The sequence below is a fragment of the Paenibacillus sp. 1A_MP2 genome (assembly GCF_052244825.1).
Classification (GTDB): domain Bacteria; phylum Bacillota; class Bacilli; order Paenibacillales; family Paenibacillaceae; genus Paenibacillus; species Paenibacillus vandeheii.
The window spans coordinates 6,907,446-6,923,633 of sequence record NZ_JBQQCS010000001.1; the positions used below are offsets into that span (position 1 = coordinate 6,907,446).

Consider the following 16,188-nt stretch of genomic DNA (forward strand, 5'->3'; position numbering starts at 1 on the left):
TAGATGAATTCTGTTGATGTTCATAGATTAAATCTATATAAGGTGATTCAAAGTTACCTGAGAGGAGTGTTGAGTTCGTTGAACCTGATTAAACTGCAAATTGTTGAACTCATTGATAAGCATCATCATATGACCAGTGTGGCCGAGGTTCTCGGCATCAAGCAGCCTACTGTTACCTTTCATATGAAGTCTCTGGAGGAAGAGATGGGGGTACGATTATTCGAATCGCGTAGTGGAAAGACGTTTCTGACCGAGGCTGGACAAGCCCTTTTACATTATTCCGTCAAAATCAATGCCCTGACCCAGGAAGCACGCAGAGTGGTACAGGAATATGACAGCCTGTATCGGGGCACCCTGCACATTGGAGCGAGCTATGTACCTGCAACATATCTGCTGCCACCTATTTTGAACACATTTTCTCAGGAATTCCCCGGTATTCGAATTATGTTATCGGTCAAGCCTTCACCCGTTATCCGCGAAATGTTGATCCGCCACCAGATTGATCTAGGTGTGATTTCTTCCGAACCATTTGTGGGTCCGGTATTGCAAGCAGAAACGCTGTGTGAAGACGATCTGGTATTAATCTGCTCACCACAGCATGTCTTGGCCCAGAGGGATGTACTGAAACCCGAGCATATGGCACAGGTTCCTTTTGCGCTCCATGGGAATGAATCCAGCACTCGCCGTTTAACCAACCAATGGCTGGAGCAACATGATATTCGTCTGCGGAGCACTGTGGAGATGGATTCTCTGGAAGCAATCAAGCAGCTGGTTTTACTCGGCGGTCATATCTCGTTCATGTCACGAATGGCTGTACAGTGGGAAGAACAGCATGGGCTCATCAAGGTGCTACCCATTCCGGGAGAGCAGGCTCCACGGCACATTTACACCGTTCACAACAAGGATCGTCATCCTTCAGTTCAAGTTAACCGCTTCAAAGAAGTGTTGCGGGACAAGAGCCATAGCTTCTCTCTTTTCAATTCATAATCCTGCTATCCCATATAAACTATCGCTTGGCATTCATCAAATCTATGCAGGGTTAACGCAACGAGTCCCTCCATTTAATCGCTTTCATATACTCGGACGATAAAGTGGGTCTGTACGTTAATCCAGCCTAGGGAGTGATTGGTTTTGAAAAAATGGAAAAAGGTAACCGCCTCATTCATGTTGAGTATCGTGACATTGGGAAGTGGACTGACGTTTCTGGAAGCACCACAGGCTTCAGCAGCAGCTAATGCTGTTCCTGCCTATGAAGTGAAGTTCCTGGCTAAGCCGGAGCTGGTATTGAACACAGATGGGACACCACGCAGTGAAGTCATTCAGACGCTTGGCTTAAGTTCCACAGCAAAAAACATTAGCGCAGAGTATTTCGACACCAACGCGTTGAATCTTGATCAACAGGGATGGAACGTCCGTTTTCGGAAGAAAGATGACAAGAACAATTATGAACTGACTTATAAAAAGCGCTATCCTGTTATCAATGGTGATGTTAATGCGGCTTTGACTCTGGCTAACCAAGAGGGATTTGATGCGTCAGACGATAATTATGAGGCCGAAATTGACTGGGGATATGGCAAACAAACATTGAGCTTCTCCAACACCAAAAAGGTGGATACCAAAGCTACAGGCGTACAACTTCCATCACAGCAAGAAGCATTGACCATGTTATTGGACAAGCTGCCTGGCAAATTAAAAAATTGGTCCTCCTCCAACTGGGGTAAACAACAACTCTCACAATCCCGTGCCTACGGCCCAGTAACGTTCCAACGTTATGAAGGCACATGGAATGGACAAGAACTTACCCTTGAAGTATGGCCTATTCGTAATGCAGCAGGTACAGGAGTAGAGAATATTGTCGAGATTTCGTTTAAAACAACAGATACTTCAGCTGTTTCCGGACTGCGTTCCCAACTGATGCAAGTGCTTCAGAACAAAAACTGGCTCATTCCTGCCGATGGTCTGAAAACTCAGCTGATCCTGGAAAGATACTAATTGGTAGTTGTTGTCTATACCTTGTCTACGTAACTGCCTCTAGCGGCTTAAAGGGCAACGGGGAAAATGGGCATGGCTACGTTCTTAATGAAGAGAAACAGACATGGCCGTTACCCTTCTCTTACCGTATCGCTTAAACATACAAAAATATGCTTGGTTTATCTGCCCATTAGAGCTAAATCCCATTTCATCCAAAACAAAAGGAGATCAGTAGGAACATTCTGCTGATCTCCTTTGTATTTATTATCTTTACAGTTAGTATATTTTAAAGGTTTGGGCGGTTTCGATCCCAAGTGCACTCTGGATAAACGTATTGGCGACCCGCTCCACAGGCACCGGATTAAATCCGATAAACACACCCTTATATTTCTCTGCGGATTCAACAAAAAGGTTAGGACTAACGGAATTTAAACGTATACCTCGAGGAAGCTCATACGCTGCTGCTTTGGCAAACGAATCAATTGCACCATTGACCATAGCACTGGATGCACCTTTCAAAATGGGATGGTCCTGTATAATGCCACTGACCAGCGTAAAGCTTCCCTTATCGTTGATGTAGTGCTGTCCAATCAAGACGATATTCACCTGACCGAGTAATTTGCCCTGCACACTAATCATGTTGTTCTCCGGGGTCAGTTCTTCCAACTTCGCATAATGAGTCTGGCCTGCTGCAACAATGACGTAATCAATATTAGTCACCGTTTCAAAGAGGGCTGTAATACTTTCTGTCGAGGTCATATCCACCTGGTAATCGCCGGATTGCCTGCCTGCTGTAATTACCTCAACGGAATATTCCTGAAGCTTCGCAACAACCGCCTTGCCTAATGTGCCATTTCCTCCAATAACCAGAGCCCTTTTCATACTACGCCTCCTTTACATCAGTAAAAGCATGAAATTGTACATTCATTGATCTCTTCATTTAAACAAAGTTCATTCACATAATCAAACTCACTTCACAATTAAGCCTAATAATCCAACAAAGGAGGCTGCCTGAACATCTGAGATGATGCATCCGTCCAGATCCTCAATATCTACATGTAACCTTTCAAAGCTACAATCACTAAGGTCCACTCCCTTAAGCTTTACACCTGACAAAAGAGCTTGGTCTATATTGCATTCAGAGAACTCCAGTTTTTGAGGTGCAGCTTGAAAGAAATCGCCACTCACCAGAGAGCATTTGGTGTACTTCACCTGTTTAAACTTGGAGAAACGGAATAAAGAAAGGTCAGCGACACAACCCTGAAAGCTTACATTCTGGAGCCTGCTATTTGCAAAATTGGTACCAAGCAACTTACAGTTTCTAAATTCCGTCCGGTGGAGGAAAGAGCCGTTTAAGTCCATATTGGACAAATCACATTTATCAAAAATCACATCGGTAAGCTCGACTTCCAGTAATGAGGACTCACTAAAGATCACGTTCTCAAAAACCACTTTATCGAATGATACCCTGCTGGCGCTCTGATTCTCAATAGCCATATTACTGAATCGCCCATGCTTGATTTCTTCTTTACTCTCCCATGCTTCTAAAGCCAACGATAAGTCTTCAAGCTCCAGAGGAATCTTTGGCGTTTCCATTTTAGTTTTCATAAGTCCTCCTACTATTTTCTTATATAAATTACTATATCAAAAAGAGCCCTTGCAGTAAGCAAGAGCTCTCTTTGATGTTACCATGAAGCGGGTGATGGGAATCGAACCCACGCTATTAGCTTGGAAGGCTAAAGTTCTACCATTGAACTACACCCGCATATAAAAATCGGGATGACACGATTTGAACATGCGACCCCCTGGTCCCAAACCAGGTGCTCTACCAAGCTGAGCTACATCCCGATACTTATGAAAATAATGGCGCGCCCTGAGAGATTCGAACTCCCGGCCTTTTGATTCGTAGTCAAACGCTCTATCCAGCTGAGCTAAGGGCGCAAATATTGGAGCGGACGACGGGAATCGAACCCGCGACCCTCGCCTTGGCAAGGCGATGCTCTACCGCTGAGCCACGTCCGCAAAATATATGGTGCGGTCGAGAGGACTCGAACCTCCACGGGGGTTAGCCCACACGGACCTGAACCGTGCGCGTCTGCCAATTCCGCCACGACCGCAAAATATAATGGTGAGTCATGAAGGGCTCGAACCTTCGACACCCTGATTAAAAGTCAGGTGCTCTACCAGCTGAGCTAATGACTCAAACTAAAATGGCTGGGGATATAGGATTTGAACCTATGCATGACGGAGTCAAAGTCCGTTGCCTTACCGCTTGGCTAATCCCCATTAAGAAAACATGGGGCGATCGAGGGGAATTGAACCCCCGAATGCCGGATCCACAAACCGGTGCGTTAACCACTTCGCCACGATCGCCATAAGCTATCCCTTACATTCGCTGAGAGTATCTCAGTATTCCCATCTGTACCTATAATATACATTCTATTATAAATTCAGAGGTAAATGCAATAAATGGTGCCGGCGAGAGGACTTGAACCCCCAACCTACTGATTACAAGTCAGTTGCTCTACCAGTTGAGCTACACCGGCACGGTGTAAATGTAATACTTGAGTAAAAATGGCGGAACCGACGGGATTCGAACCCGCGATCTCCTGCGTGACAGGCAGGCATGTTAGGCCAACTACACCACGGTTCCAGATCACTTTCTTAAAAGAAAGTATAATTGCGGGGCAGGATTTGAACCTGCGGCCTTCGGGTTATGAGCCCGACGAGCTACCGGGCTGCTCCACCCCGCGTCGTTATTCAGAAAACTATATGGTGGAGGCTGAGGGGATCGAACCCCCGACCCTCTGCTTGTAAGGCAGATGCTCTCCCAGCTGAGCTAAGCCTCCATATTATGACCCGTAGGGGATTCGAACCCCTGTTACCTCCGTGAAAGGGAGGTGTCTTAACCCCTTGACCAACGGGCCACACTAACAAAAATTTATCTGGCGGAGAGAGAGGGATTCGAACCCTCGAGACGCTTTTGGCGCCTACACGATTTCCAATCGTGCTCCTTCGACCAACTCGGACACCTCTCCTGAATGGCTCCCCGAACAGGGCTCGAACCTGTGACAACTCGATTAACAGTCGAGTGCTCTACCAACTGAGCTATCAGGGAATGGTGGAGCCAAGCGGGATCGAACCGCTGACCTCCTGCTTGCAAGGCAGGCGCTCTCCCAGCTGAGCTATGGCCCCATACACTGTGGTTTAAAACTTATATGGTGGGCCCTGGTGGACTCGAACCACCGGCCTCACCCTTATCAGAGGTGCGCTCTAACCAACTGAGCTAAGGGCCCCAATATATTTCCCTTTTCCTTACGAGGGGGGCAAAAAAAATACCCCAAAGGGAATTCGCTTGGCGGCGTCCTACTCTCCCAGGACCCTGCGGTCCAAGTACCATCGGCGCTAGAGGGCTTAACGGTCGTGTTCGGGATGGGTACGTGTGGAACCCCTCCGCCATCGCCACCAAACGAGCATTTGTGTAACAAATGCGTTTGCGTTCCATTCGGTCCAACACGGCTGTGTGGATGAATGGTTCAGCGGTTATTCAGAGATCATTCTCTGAAAACTAGATCCGAAACGAAATTCGCGATGTACAACCTGCATATCTTGGATAAGCCCTCGACCGATTAGTACTGGTCAGCTCCATGCATTACTGCACTTCCACCCCCAGCCTATCTACCTCGTCGTCTTCAAGGGGTCTTACATACTGGGAAATCTCATCTTGAGGGGGGCTTCACGCTTAGATGCTTTCAGCGCTTATCCCTTCCGTACATAGCTACCCAGCGGTGCTCCTGGCGGAACAACTGGTACACCAGCGGTACGTCCATCCCGGTCCTCTCGTACTAAGGACAGCTCCTCTCAAATTTCCTACGCCCACGACAGATAGGGACCGAACTGTCTCACGACGTTCTGAACCCAGCTCGCGTACCGCTTTAATGGGCGAACAGCCCAACCCTTGGGACCTACTTCAGCCCCAGGATGCGATGAGCCGACATCGAGGTGCCAAACCTCCCCGTCGATGTGGACTCTTGGGGGAGATAAGCCTGTTATCCCCAGGGTAGCTTTTATCCGTTGAGCGATGGCCCTTCCATGCGGTACCACCGGATCACTAAGCCCGACTTTCGTCCCTGCTCGACTTGTAGGTCTCGCAGTCAAGCTCCCTTATGCCTTTGCACTCTTCGAATGATTTCCAACCATTCTGAGGGAACCTTTGGGCGCCTCCGTTACTCTTTAGGAGGCGACCGCCCCAGTCAAACTGCCCACCTGACACTGTCCCCGCACCGGATTACGGTACCAGGTTAGAACCTAGATACGATCAGGGTGGTATCCCAACGGTGCCTCCACGCAAGCTGGCGCTCACGTTTCAAAGGCTCCCACCTATCCTGTACAGATCGTACCCAAATTCAATATCAAGCTGCAGTAAAGCTCCATGGGGTCTTTCCGTCTTGTCGCGGGTAACCTGCATCTTCACAGGTATTAAAATTTCACCGGATCTCTCGTTGAGACAGCGCCCAAGTCGTTACGCCATTCGTGCGGGTCAGAATTTACCTGACAAGGAATTTCGCTACCTTAGGACCGTTATAGTTACGGCCGCCGTTTACTGGGGCTTCGGTTCACAGCTTCGGATTGCTCCTAACCGCTCCCCTTAACCTTCCAGCACCGGGCAGGCGTCAGCCCGTATACTTCGCCTTACGGCTTCGCACAGACCTGTGTTTTTGCTAAACAGTCGCTTGGGCCTTTTCACTGCGGCCCCTCGTGCTATTCACACTACCGGGGCACCCCTTCTCCCGAAGTTACGGGGTCATTTTGCCGAGTTCCTTAACGAGAGTTCTTCCGCGCGCCTTAGAATTCTCTTCTCGCCTACCTGTGTCGGTTTGCGGTACGGGCACCATCACCTGGCTAGAGGCTTTTCTTGGCAGTGTGAGATCATGACCTTCGCTACTATAATTTTCGCTCCCCATCACAGTCCAGCCTTACGATGTGCGGATTTGCCTACACATCAGCCTCACTGCTTAGACGGACATCCATCAGTCCGCGTCACTACCCTGCTGCGTCCCCCCATTGCTCATAACGGCTTACGGTGGTACAGGAATTTCGACCTGTTGTCCTTCGACTACGCCTTTCGGCCTCGCCTTAGGTCCCGACTTACCCTGAGCGGACGAGCCTTCCTCAGGAACCCTTAGGCTTTCGGCGGATCAGATTCTCACTGATCTTTTCGTTACTCATACCGGCATTCTCACTTGTATAATGTCCAGCGCTCCTTACGGTACACCTTCAACCCTTATACAACGCTCCCCTACCCCTGATGCAATGCATCAAGCCATAGCTTCGGTGGTGTGTTTAGCCCCGTTACATTTTCGGCGCAGAGTCACTCGACCAGTGAGCTATTACGCACTCTTTCAATGGTGGCTGCTTCTAAGCCAACATCCTGGTTGTCTGTGCAACTCCACATCCTTTCCCACTTAACACACACTTGGGGACCTTAGCTGATGGTCTGGGCTGTTTCCCTTTTGACAATGGATCTTAGCACTCACTGTCTGACTCCCGGAAGTAAGTCTATGGCATTCGGAGTTTGACTGAGCTTGGTAACCCTTGCGGGCCCCGCACCCAATCAGTGCTCTACCTCCACGACTCTGTTTTCCGAGGCTAGCCCTAAAGCTATTTCGGGAGAACCAGCTATCTCCGAGTTCGATTGGAATTTCTCCGCTACCCCCACCTCATCCCCGCATTTTTCAACATGCGTGGGTTCGGGCCTCCAGTGCGTGTTACCGCACCTTCACCCTGGACAGGGGTAGATCACCCGGTTTCGGGTCTACGTCCACGTACTAAGTCGCCCTATTCAGACTCGCTTTCGCTGCGGCTCCGGCTCTTCACCTTAACCTTGCACGGGAACGTAACTCGCCGGTTCATTCTACAAAAGGCACGCCATCACCCCTAAAACGGGCTCTGACTTTTTGTAAGCACACGGTTTCAGGTTCTATTTCACTCCCCTTCCGGGGTGCTTTTCACCTTTCCCTCACGGTACTGCTTCACTATCGGTCGCTAGGAAGTATTTAGCCTTGGCAGATGGTCCTGCCGGATTCATACGGGGTTTCACGTGCCCCGCACTACTCGGGATCCGTCTCGGAGGGAACAGACTTTCAACTACAGGGCTTTTACCTTCTTTGGCGGGCCTTTCCAGACCTCTTCACTTAACCGGTTCCTTTGTAACTCCATGTGAGACGTCCCACAACCCCAGAGAGCAAGCTCTCTGGTTTGGGCTTCTCCGCGTTCGCTCGCCGCTACTGACGGAATCACTATTGTTTTCTCTTCCTCAAGGTACTTAGATGTTTCAGTTCCCTTGGTATGCCTCTACATAACCTATGTATTCAGTTATGAGTAACTGGAAATTACCCCAGCTGGGTTTCCCCATTCGGACACCCCCGGATCAAAGCTTGCTTACAGCTCCCCGAGGCAGTTTCGTTGTTCGCCACGTCCTTCATCGGCTCCTAGCGCCTAGGCATCCTCCGTGTGCTCTTAGTAGCTTAACCAACTCGCTCGTGTTCGAGCTGTCGCTCCGCTTGTTTTGGACTACGTCCAAAGCCAAAAGTCGCTCCATTTCGATCATTCGCTCATGCAGTTTTCACTATTTATTGAAACTTGTTATACACAAGTTCAGCTAGGATGATTGTTGATCGGATACTTGAACCGAACAAGCATTCATCCCTAAAAGGAATGTTCTAAATCGCAAAATTTCGTTTCGATATCTAGTTTTCAAAGAACAAGCTCCATGCAAAAGCAAGCTGTTTGAGAGTTTGAACTCTCAAAACTGAGCAACGAGTGAGTAAGTTTGCAGCTAAGCTGCGTATTTGAATGTTTCCGTTACAGGAAACGATTCTCCATAGAAAGGAGGTGATCCAGCCGCACCTTCCGATACGGCTACCTTGTTACGACTTCACCCCAATCATCTATCCCACCTTCGGCGGCTGGCTCCTTGCGGTTACCCCACCGACTTCGGGTGTTATAAACTCTCGTGGTGTGACGGGCGGTGTGTACAAGACCCGGGAACGTATTCACCGCGGCATGCTGATCCGCGATTACTAGCAATTCCGACTTCATGCAGGCGAGTTGCAGCCTGCAATCCGAACTGAGACCGGCTTTTTAGGATTCGTTCCACCTCGCGGTTTCACTGCCCGTTGTACCGGCCATTGTAGTACGTGTGTAGCCCAGGTCATAAGGGGCATGATGATTTGACGTCATCCCCACCTTCCTCCGGTTTGTCACCGGCAGTCACCTTAGAGTGCCCACCCGAAGTGCTGGCAACTAAGATCAAGGGTTGCGCTCGTTGCGGGACTTAACCCAACATCTCACGACACGAGCTGACGACAACCATGCACCACCTGTCTCCTCTGTCCCGAAGGAAAGGTACATCTCTGTACCGGTCAGAGGGATGTCAAGACCTGGTAAGGTTCTTCGCGTTGCTTCGAATTAAACCACATACTCCACTGCTTGTGCGGGTCCCCGTCAATTCCTTTGAGTTTCAGTCTTGCGACCGTACTCCCCAGGCGGAGTGCTTAATGTGTTAACTTCGGCACCAAGGGTATCGAAACCCCTAACACCTAGCACTCATCGTTTACGGCGTGGACTACCAGGGTATCTAATCCTGTTTGCTCCCCACGCTTTCGCGCCTCAGCGTCAGTTACAGCCCAGAGAGTCGCCTTCGCCACTGGTGTTCCTCCACATATCTACGCATTTCACCGCTACACGTGGAATTCCACTCTCCTCTTCTGCACTCAAGTCACCCAGTTTCCAGTGCGATCCGGGGTTGAGCCCCGGGATTAAACACCAGACTTAAATGACCGCCTGCGCGCGCTTTACGCCCAATAATTCCGGACAACGCTTGCCCCTACGTATTACCGCGGCTGCTGGCACGTAGTTAGCCGGGGCTTTCTTCTCAGGTACCGTCACCTTGAGAGCAGTTACTCTCCCAAGCGTTCTTCCCTGGCAACAGAGCTTTACGATCCGAAAACCTTCATCACTCACGCGGCATTGCTCCGTCAGGCTTTCGCCCATTGCGGAAGATTCCCTACTGCTGCCTCCCGTAGGAGTCTGGGCCGTGTCTCAGTCCCAGTGTGGCCGATCACCCTCTCAGGTCGGCTACGCATCGTCGCCTTGGTGAGCCGTTACCCCACCAACTAGCTAATGCGCCGCAGGCCCATCCCCAAGTGACAGATTGCTCCGTCTTTCCAGTTTTCTTCAGGAGAAGAAAACAACTATTCGGTATTAGCTACCGTTTCCGGTAGTTGTCCCAAGCTTGAGGGCAGGTTGCCTACGTGTTACTCACCCGTCCGCCGCTAACCATCGGAGAAGCAAGCTTCTCTTCAAGTCCGCTCGACTTGCATGTATTAGGCATGCCGCCAGCGTTCGTCCTGAGCCAGGATCAAACTCTCCAATAAAGTATTGAAAAGAGCGATATGCTCATTTTGAAACTGACGAGATTAAAAATCTCATTTGTGCTTTGAAATCATACGGTCCGAAGACATATACCGATTTCTCAGCGTCGATCTTGCAAGCAAGATCGTTACTCACTCGTTGTTCAGTTTTCAAAGATCAAACTTGTTTCGCTACTAAGTTTCGTTCAACTCAGCAACTTTTATATCTTATCACATCCGAACCAACTTTGCAAGCTCTTTTTTTAAGTTTCTTTCGAAACTTATTTTTCATTCGCTTGCCGCACCGTGTTTCTTGTGTTTTCTTGGCCGGAATTAGAATATACCATGTACAGATTCGGAACGCAAGCTTTAATTTCAAAAAAGATTTGAATCTCATTTTCGATAGATAACCCATAACTCTTTCTTCTATATATAGAGGCTCATCGTATAAATACCCAACGCTCCTCATGGGAATAGAAAGTCGCACCTAACCAATAGCCAAACATTACTCTATAAAGCCAACTACACCTTCATCTGTTCAATAAATCAGAAGCGCACCTAATAACAATAGCCAGGGAAGTCACCATACCTATCCTCAATCAGATGAAGATTGGTTGGACGAAACTGACCCTGGCTCTTATATATCCTCAACTTGAATATGATTGAACCTTACCTTCTATATATGCATGAATCCATCCTCACACGTAGTAGCTATCGTCCCTATAAGATCCGTTTACCCAGCATTGAAGCAATCAACTCTACTCCGAGGCGGGCCGTATGTCTGTTCTGATCAAACAGCGGGTTAACCTCCACCAGATCCATGGACGTGACTCGTTTAATGGAAGCAAGCAGTTCCAGTGCAAAATGTGCTTCACGGTAATTTAACCCTCCTGGTACCGGAGTACCCACACCCGGAGCCTCACGCGGATCAAGACAATCCATATCAAAGCTAATATGAATACCATCCGTCCCTTCCCCGACTACAGCGAGCGCTTGTTCAACAACCTGTTGTATCCCTATCCGGTCAATATCGTGCATCGTAAAACTTTTAATGCCAAGGGCCCGAATCTGTTCCTTTTCATATACATCCAGATCACGCAAGCCAATATAGACCAAATTGGAAGGATCAACGAACGGCCCCGCACCCGGAATATGAGACAAGTTAAATGCAGAATGCCCCAAAGCCGCAGCTACACTCATCCCGTGCATATTACCAGATAAACTACGCTCTTCTGTGTTCAAATCTGCATGGGCATCAAACCAGATCACACCCAGTTTGGAATAATGTGCTGACAACCCGGCGAGAGAACCTATGGCCACACTGTGATCCCCACCCAGAACAAGTGGAAAAGCACCTCCTGCTATCGCACCAGACACTTCATCGCATACTCTCTCGCTCACCTGGATTACCTCAGATAAATATTTCACACGGTTGCGTTCAATGGGAGTAACCGACTCTGAGGGACAATCTACACGGATCTCTTTTGATACATTCAACCCAAGGCTTGCAATTTCACGTTTCAATCCTGCTGTAATTAGTTCATCCGGACCTAACTCAGCACCGCCTCGTGCCCCACCTAATCCAAAAGGAACCTTTATGATGGCAACGTCATGATGACGCAAAAGTAATTGACTTGTTTCATTAGAAGCATTCAGCGTTCCTGCAGATTCCATATCATTGTTTCCCATGTAGGTCAGCTCCTTCGCCGCTTATATGAAGTAATGAAAGAAAGGTTTGATTCAGTCACCCAGCACCTGAGCAATTCGTTCCAGTGCCCAGTCGATCTCAGCCTCCGTGATGGTTAGTGGTGGCGCAAAGCGGATCGTTGTCTCATGGGTTTCTTTACAGAGCAGTCCAACAGACATTAATTTCTCACAATATGGACGTGCAGGTACATGCAGATCAACACCGATGAACAACCCTCTACCTCGAATCTCACGCACAGCCGAACTACGAATTCCCTTAAGCTGTTTCATAAAATAGTTTCCAAGAAGCTCTGATCGCTCTGCAAGCTTCTCATCTTCCAGAACTTCCAGCGCTGCGACAGCCACGGCACAAGCGAGTGGGTTACCCCCAAATGTGGAGCCATGAGAACCCGGTTCAAATAAATCCAGTATTTCTGCATTAGCAGCAATAGCTGAGATGGGCATTACTCCCCCGCCCAGTGCCTTCCCCATAATCCAGATATCCGGCTCAATCCCCTCCCGATCAGAGGCAAAACGGCGTCCGGTTCTTCCGAATCCAGTCTGAATCTCATCCGCCACGGTTAGCACCTGATGGTGTTTGCATAACGTAAAGGCTTCAGCAAGATATCCTGCAGGCGGAATGACAATGCCAGCTTCCCCTGAATGGGTTCCACAAGAAAAGCAGCCGTGAATGGTGTGATCGCCAGCTTCAGCGCTTCAATGTCGCCGTAAGGAATGATCTTAAATCCGGGTGTAAACGGTCCAAAGTCTTTTTTATACTCTTCTGAAGATGAGAAAGAGGTGACGGTCAGTGTTCTTCCATGAAAGTTCCCTGAGCACACGATGATTTCAGCTTGGTTTTCCGGTACACCTTTGCAGCGATATGCCCATCTTCGTACTGCTTTCACGGCTGTTTCGACCGCTTCAGCACCCGTGTTCATGGCCAGAATTTTGGGTTTACCCGTAAATTGCGAGAGCTTCTGATAAAAAAGTGATGCCGCACTGCTGTGAAATGCCCGTGATGTTAATGTTACCCGATCCGCCTGATCCTTCAGGGCCTGAATGATTGCTGGATGTCTGTGCCCATGATTCAATGCCGAATATGCACTTAACATATCCATATAACGGCGACCTTCCGGGTCTTCGACCCATACTCCCTCCGCCTGCTCAATGACGATAGGGAGCGGATGATAATTAGGTGCAGCGTAACGTTCCGACCAATCCATTAACATTTTTGAATCTGACATATACTCCCAGCACCTCTCTTTGATTATATTGTATACAAAATACAATATCAATGTATGCTTCGCCACGACCATTTACGACTCCTGCTTACTTTTTCCGCTATTGCCTAATTTAATAGTCCTTATTCTCGTTAACGGGATATTGAAAGCCTGTGTTCCAGCCCAGGTAAGCAGGTTGGCCCAATGTAAATGTGATTAAAAAATAGAGGGCAGCAGCAGCAAGGAGCGGGGCAAGCGGTTGAAAGGTAATCCCTTGAACGGCTCTGGCTGTATAGATAATCTCAGCAATTCCGATCATGGAAGCAAGTGAGGAATCTTTAATGATAATAATGAATTCATTGCTTATAGCCGGAAGCATGTTACGAAAGGTCTCGTTTTCCATAAAAAGTAATTTGTGCAACATGGAGATAACACTATTTTAGATCATTAAGTTTGCTTGCCCAACTCCCCCCTCGGTGTTAAGATGATAAAAACTTGAAACTCCCGAACGGCGCACCATTACAGGGCTTACACCCTCACACATTCAATCATCACTATATAAAGAAGGGGGATTCGGTATGGAGGCACCCAAATACCGGTCCTTGAAAGATCACGTTTACGATTACATTGCGCAGAAAATTCAGGATGGGACATTGCTCCCCAATCAGAAGATTAATGAAGCGGAGATTTGCAAAAAGCTCGACATAAGCCGCACGCCTACCCGGGAAGCCTTATTCCAGCTCGCTTCTGACAATCTTCTGCAATATATCCCACGCAGGGGATTTATCGTTACTCCTTTTGATGCTGGCAAAAAACTCGAGTTCTCCCAGGCCATTGGAGCGCTTGAGGCACTTGCTGCTACGCTTGCAGCAGACCACCTCAAACCGTCAGAGCTTCTGGAGATGGAAGCCCTTGTTGCACGAATGGATGAAGATATTACCCAGCTTGATCTGGCTGCATACAGTAAGAATCAATATCAATTCCATAACCTGTACATCCAGCGCTGCGGCAACGCGACTGTCATCGAGATGTTAAACACCTTAAAAAACAGCTTTATTCGTCAGTCGTATGTTAGCGACAACAAGCCGAGGTTATCTGGTGTGCTTAATGAAGTAAATGAAGAACATCGCCAAATCTTAAGCGCTTTTCGAGCCAAGGATAAACCACAACTGGAAGCCCTGCTGAAGCACCACTGGCGCATTATCGACAACGATATGTTGTAATGGGTTGACCCAGGTCTTGAGTGAACGTACCTCCACACTCATTGGATAAATTTAGAGTCCGAGAACAAAAAAAGCAATCCACTTTGGAGTGGGTTGCTTTTTTAGATGCAGATTTGGCACCAACCAACTTTGCTAATCCATCATGGAGTACTCTCTCCGCTAACAGACGATCCTACCCTTTCTGTTTACTTCCGTTATCCATTGGTGTCTTTGCTTCAAAAACCGCATAACCCAGCCTTTTGCCATATCTCGCAAGCAAACGATCATTCGTGCGACCCATACGCTGCACATGCTCATCCTCAAACAAGCTCATATCCATCTCCCGATGAGGATCATGATCCACGCCCCACTTTCCCATCGAACGAGATTGTTCCTTGACCAAGACTTCAGTGAATCCACTCTGTCTGAGACGTTTCTTCCATGTGGTCATGGTTGCCAATGTCCTGATTCCATAAAATTGTTTCAGCCTACGACTCATTACCTCAGTTTTCCTTCCGGATAACACCATCTCCCGGTCAATAAAGAGACCACCTGGTTTCAATACTCTCTTATATTCCGCAAGGGTACTCCGCCACTGAGTGAAAATGGTGACCGATTCTACAAATACCACATCAAAATAATGATCCGGAAAAGGCAATGATTTCACATCCGCCTGAATAAAACGAATATCCAAGCGCTCCCGCCTTGCGCGACGCACCGCTTTCTCCAACATCTGCCGATTAAGATCAACGGCTGTTACCCGATAACCGTTTCGTGCCAAATAACAAGCCGTCCTCCCTGTACCACATCCCACCTCAAGCACCTTGCTATGCGCAGGCAGAGACAGCATATCCAACAGCTGCATCGTTGCTGTAAACCCTCCTGGATGGGCACTCCCTTCTCCAAGCCGGGCCAGCAAATCATGATAATCCATGACATCCCCTCCCTTTCACTCCCTCCAGTGTATGAAAAGAACTAAAAAACGGCTCCTCCCCATCTAATATCCGGGTACTCGTCCATACCAATCGGTCTTCTTTTTACTATGATATACAAACCGTTGATTTCAAGCGGCAACCGCACTAATGAGGAGGATTTACATGTACAGAATTAATCCAGTATGTGAAGAGACGGTTTCTCCGCACGTTGGCCGTTCCGTTTGTCTCGTTATGAAAGACGGTAAGCATATGTATGGTACGCTTAGCCAATGTCGTGATGGCAAAATCTATTTGGACGGATGCTTCGAGGGACCACGGCTGTGTTCAGTCAAATCCAAAGAGCAGCTTGTAAAAAGCAGCAAAAAAAACGCAGTTGCAACAAAGAAAGTTAAATCTTCAGCCTATGGTCCTTATGGCTATGGAAGATACGGTGGGGGTTACGGAGGTTACGGCTATGGAGCAGGGATTGACCTCGCTCTGGTAGCAACACTGTTTCTGCTACCGTTCCTGTTCATCTAAGCTTTTCGCCCGGTTTACGATTTTGTCAGAAATGAATGTACCAAAGACCAAAGAACCTTCTCGCTTTAAGGCGATTAGGTTCTTTTTTTTAAAAGTAAATCTAATCGGCGTAGGGGCTATTCGTATATTTTATCAATAAATTAATTTGATATTTAACATTGAAATGTTAATTTTATTCCATATAATTGTAAAAAAAGAAATATATTGACGAGTTTTAGGTGTTATGAGATATTTCAGG

9 protein-coding genes, 17 tRNA genes, 3 rRNA genes and 1 pseudogene are annotated in these 16,188 nt (G+C 48.0%); 4 read left to right on the plus strand and 26 right to left on the minus strand.

The features are described from left to right. The first annotated feature begins 78 nt into the window (after positions 1 to 78). Both ACTWJ7_RS33935 and ACTWJ7_RS33940 read left to right on the plus strand, forming a co-directional pair. Complete coding sequence (locus ACTWJ7_RS33935) at positions 79 to 987, plus strand: LysR family transcriptional regulator (protein ID WP_029881557.1); 909 nt, start codon at positions 79 to 81, stop codon at positions 985 to 987. 144 nt (positions 988 to 1,131) lie between these two features. Then, complete coding sequence (locus ACTWJ7_RS33940; protein WP_301882103.1) at positions 1,132 to 1,992, plus strand: CYTH domain-containing protein; 861 nt, start codon at positions 1,132 to 1,134, stop codon at positions 1,990 to 1,992. Positions 1,993 to 2,247: 255 nt separating this feature from the next. Here ACTWJ7_RS33940 and ACTWJ7_RS33945 read toward each other — a convergent pair whose 3' ends face one another. From ACTWJ7_RS33945 to ACTWJ7_RS34065, 25 genes and pseudogenes are all read right to left on the minus strand, one after another. Next, on the minus strand, positions 2,248 to 2,853 hold the full coding sequence (locus ACTWJ7_RS33945) for a short chain dehydrogenase (RefSeq protein WP_024632367.1): 606 nt from the start codon (positions 2,851 to 2,853) through the stop codon (positions 2,248 to 2,250). An 87-nt stretch (positions 2,854 to 2,940) separates the two neighbouring features. Continuing rightward, positions 2,941 to 3,579 (minus strand): pentapeptide repeat-containing protein, encoded by a 639-nt coding sequence (locus ACTWJ7_RS33950; RefSeq protein ID WP_301882106.1) that lies wholly within the window; start codon positions 3,577 to 3,579, stop codon positions 2,941 to 2,943. Positions 3,580 to 3,665: 86 nt separating this feature from the next. Beyond that, a tRNA-Gly gene (locus ACTWJ7_RS33955) sits at positions 3,666 to 3,736 on the minus strand. A gap of 9 nt (positions 3,737 to 3,745) precedes the next feature. Continuing rightward, positions 3,746 to 3,819 (minus strand) — tRNA-Pro (locus tag ACTWJ7_RS33960). A gap of 16 nt (positions 3,820 to 3,835) precedes the next feature. Continuing rightward, positions 3,836 to 3,912: transfer RNA gene (locus ACTWJ7_RS33965), tRNA-Arg, on the minus strand. Positions 3,913 to 3,918: 6 nt separating this feature from the next. Beyond that, positions 3,919 to 3,993, minus strand: a tRNA-Gly gene (locus ACTWJ7_RS33970). A gap of 8 nt (positions 3,994 to 4,001) precedes the next feature. After that, positions 4,002 to 4,088: transfer RNA gene (locus ACTWJ7_RS33975), tRNA-Leu, on the minus strand. A gap of 9 nt (positions 4,089 to 4,097) precedes the next feature. Beyond that, positions 4,098 to 4,173 (minus strand) — tRNA-Lys (locus ACTWJ7_RS33980). A gap of 9 nt (positions 4,174 to 4,182) precedes the next feature. Then, positions 4,183 to 4,257, minus strand: a tRNA-Gln gene (locus tag ACTWJ7_RS33985). Positions 4,258 to 4,268: 11 nt separating this feature from the next. Further along, positions 4,269 to 4,344: transfer RNA gene (locus ACTWJ7_RS33990), tRNA-His, on the minus strand. A gap of 97 nt (positions 4,345 to 4,441) precedes the next feature. Beyond that, positions 4,442 to 4,517, minus strand: a tRNA-Thr gene (locus tag ACTWJ7_RS33995). Positions 4,518 to 4,546: 29 nt separating this feature from the next. Further along, positions 4,547 to 4,624, minus strand: a tRNA-Asp gene (locus ACTWJ7_RS34000). Positions 4,625 to 4,651: 27 nt separating this feature from the next. Continuing rightward, a tRNA-Met gene (locus ACTWJ7_RS34005) sits at positions 4,652 to 4,724 on the minus strand. A gap of 20 nt (positions 4,725 to 4,744) precedes the next feature. Next, positions 4,745 to 4,820: transfer RNA gene (locus tag ACTWJ7_RS34010), tRNA-Val, on the minus strand. A gap of 6 nt (positions 4,821 to 4,826) precedes the next feature. After that, positions 4,827 to 4,898 (minus strand) — tRNA-Glu (locus ACTWJ7_RS34015). Positions 4,899 to 4,917: 19 nt separating this feature from the next. After that, a tRNA-Ser gene (locus ACTWJ7_RS34020) sits at positions 4,918 to 5,009 on the minus strand. A gap of 4 nt (positions 5,010 to 5,013) precedes the next feature. Further along, positions 5,014 to 5,089 (minus strand) — tRNA-Asn (locus ACTWJ7_RS34025). A 1-nt stretch (position 5,090) separates the two neighbouring features. Continuing rightward, a tRNA-Ala gene (locus tag ACTWJ7_RS34030) sits at positions 5,091 to 5,166 on the minus strand. Positions 5,167 to 5,190: 24 nt separating this feature from the next. Further along, positions 5,191 to 5,267 (minus strand) — tRNA-Ile (locus ACTWJ7_RS34035). Positions 5,268 to 5,324: 57 nt separating this feature from the next. Beyond that, a 5S ribosomal RNA gene (rrf, locus tag ACTWJ7_RS34040) occupies positions 5,325 to 5,441 on the minus strand. A gap of 139 nt (positions 5,442 to 5,580) precedes the next feature. Then, positions 5,581 to 8,504 (minus strand): 23S ribosomal RNA (locus ACTWJ7_RS34045). Between the two features lie 354 nt (positions 8,505 to 8,858). Continuing rightward, positions 8,859 to 10,409: ribosomal RNA gene (locus ACTWJ7_RS34050) — 16S ribosomal RNA — on the minus strand. Together the 16S, 23S and 5S rRNA genes with 17 tRNA genes alongside form the textbook arrangement of a ribosomal RNA operon. Positions 10,410 to 11,105: 696 nt before the next feature. Next, the gene (rocF, locus tag ACTWJ7_RS34055) at positions 11,106 to 12,074 is read right to left on the minus strand and encodes an arginase (RefSeq protein ID WP_301880914.1); all 969 of its coding nucleotides are present in this window, start codon (positions 12,072 to 12,074) and stop codon (positions 11,106 to 11,108) included. A 51-nt stretch (positions 12,075 to 12,125) separates the two neighbouring features. Continuing rightward, positions 12,126 to 13,318 (minus strand): annotated as a pseudogene (locus ACTWJ7_RS34060) (ornithine--oxo-acid transaminase). Between the two features lie 109 nt (positions 13,319 to 13,427). Then, complete coding sequence (locus ACTWJ7_RS34065) at positions 13,428 to 13,673, minus strand: hypothetical protein (protein WP_079345065.1); 246 nt, start codon at positions 13,671 to 13,673, stop codon at positions 13,428 to 13,430. A 199-nt stretch (positions 13,674 to 13,872) separates the two neighbouring features. On the opposite strand from ACTWJ7_RS34065, the gene ACTWJ7_RS34070 reads away from it, so the two are divergent. Next, complete coding sequence (locus ACTWJ7_RS34070; RefSeq protein ID WP_079345067.1) at positions 13,873 to 14,517, plus strand: GntR family transcriptional regulator; 645 nt, start codon at positions 13,873 to 13,875, stop codon at positions 14,515 to 14,517. A 172-nt stretch (positions 14,518 to 14,689) separates the two neighbouring features. Here ACTWJ7_RS34070 and ACTWJ7_RS34075 read toward each other — a convergent pair whose 3' ends face one another. After that, positions 14,690 to 15,430: a class I SAM-dependent methyltransferase gene (locus tag ACTWJ7_RS34075; RefSeq protein ID WP_301880916.1), complete on the minus strand. Its 741-nt coding sequence runs from the start codon at positions 15,428 to 15,430 to the stop codon at positions 14,690 to 14,692. 163 nt (positions 15,431 to 15,593) lie between these two features. Here ACTWJ7_RS34075 and ACTWJ7_RS34080 point away from each other — a divergent pair, with 163 nt between their 5' ends. Beyond that, positions 15,594 to 15,950, plus strand: coding sequence for a hypothetical protein (locus tag ACTWJ7_RS34080; RefSeq protein ID WP_079345071.1), 357 nt, complete (start codon positions 15,594 to 15,596; stop codon positions 15,948 to 15,950). Positions 15,951 to 16,188: the final 238 nt, after the last annotated feature.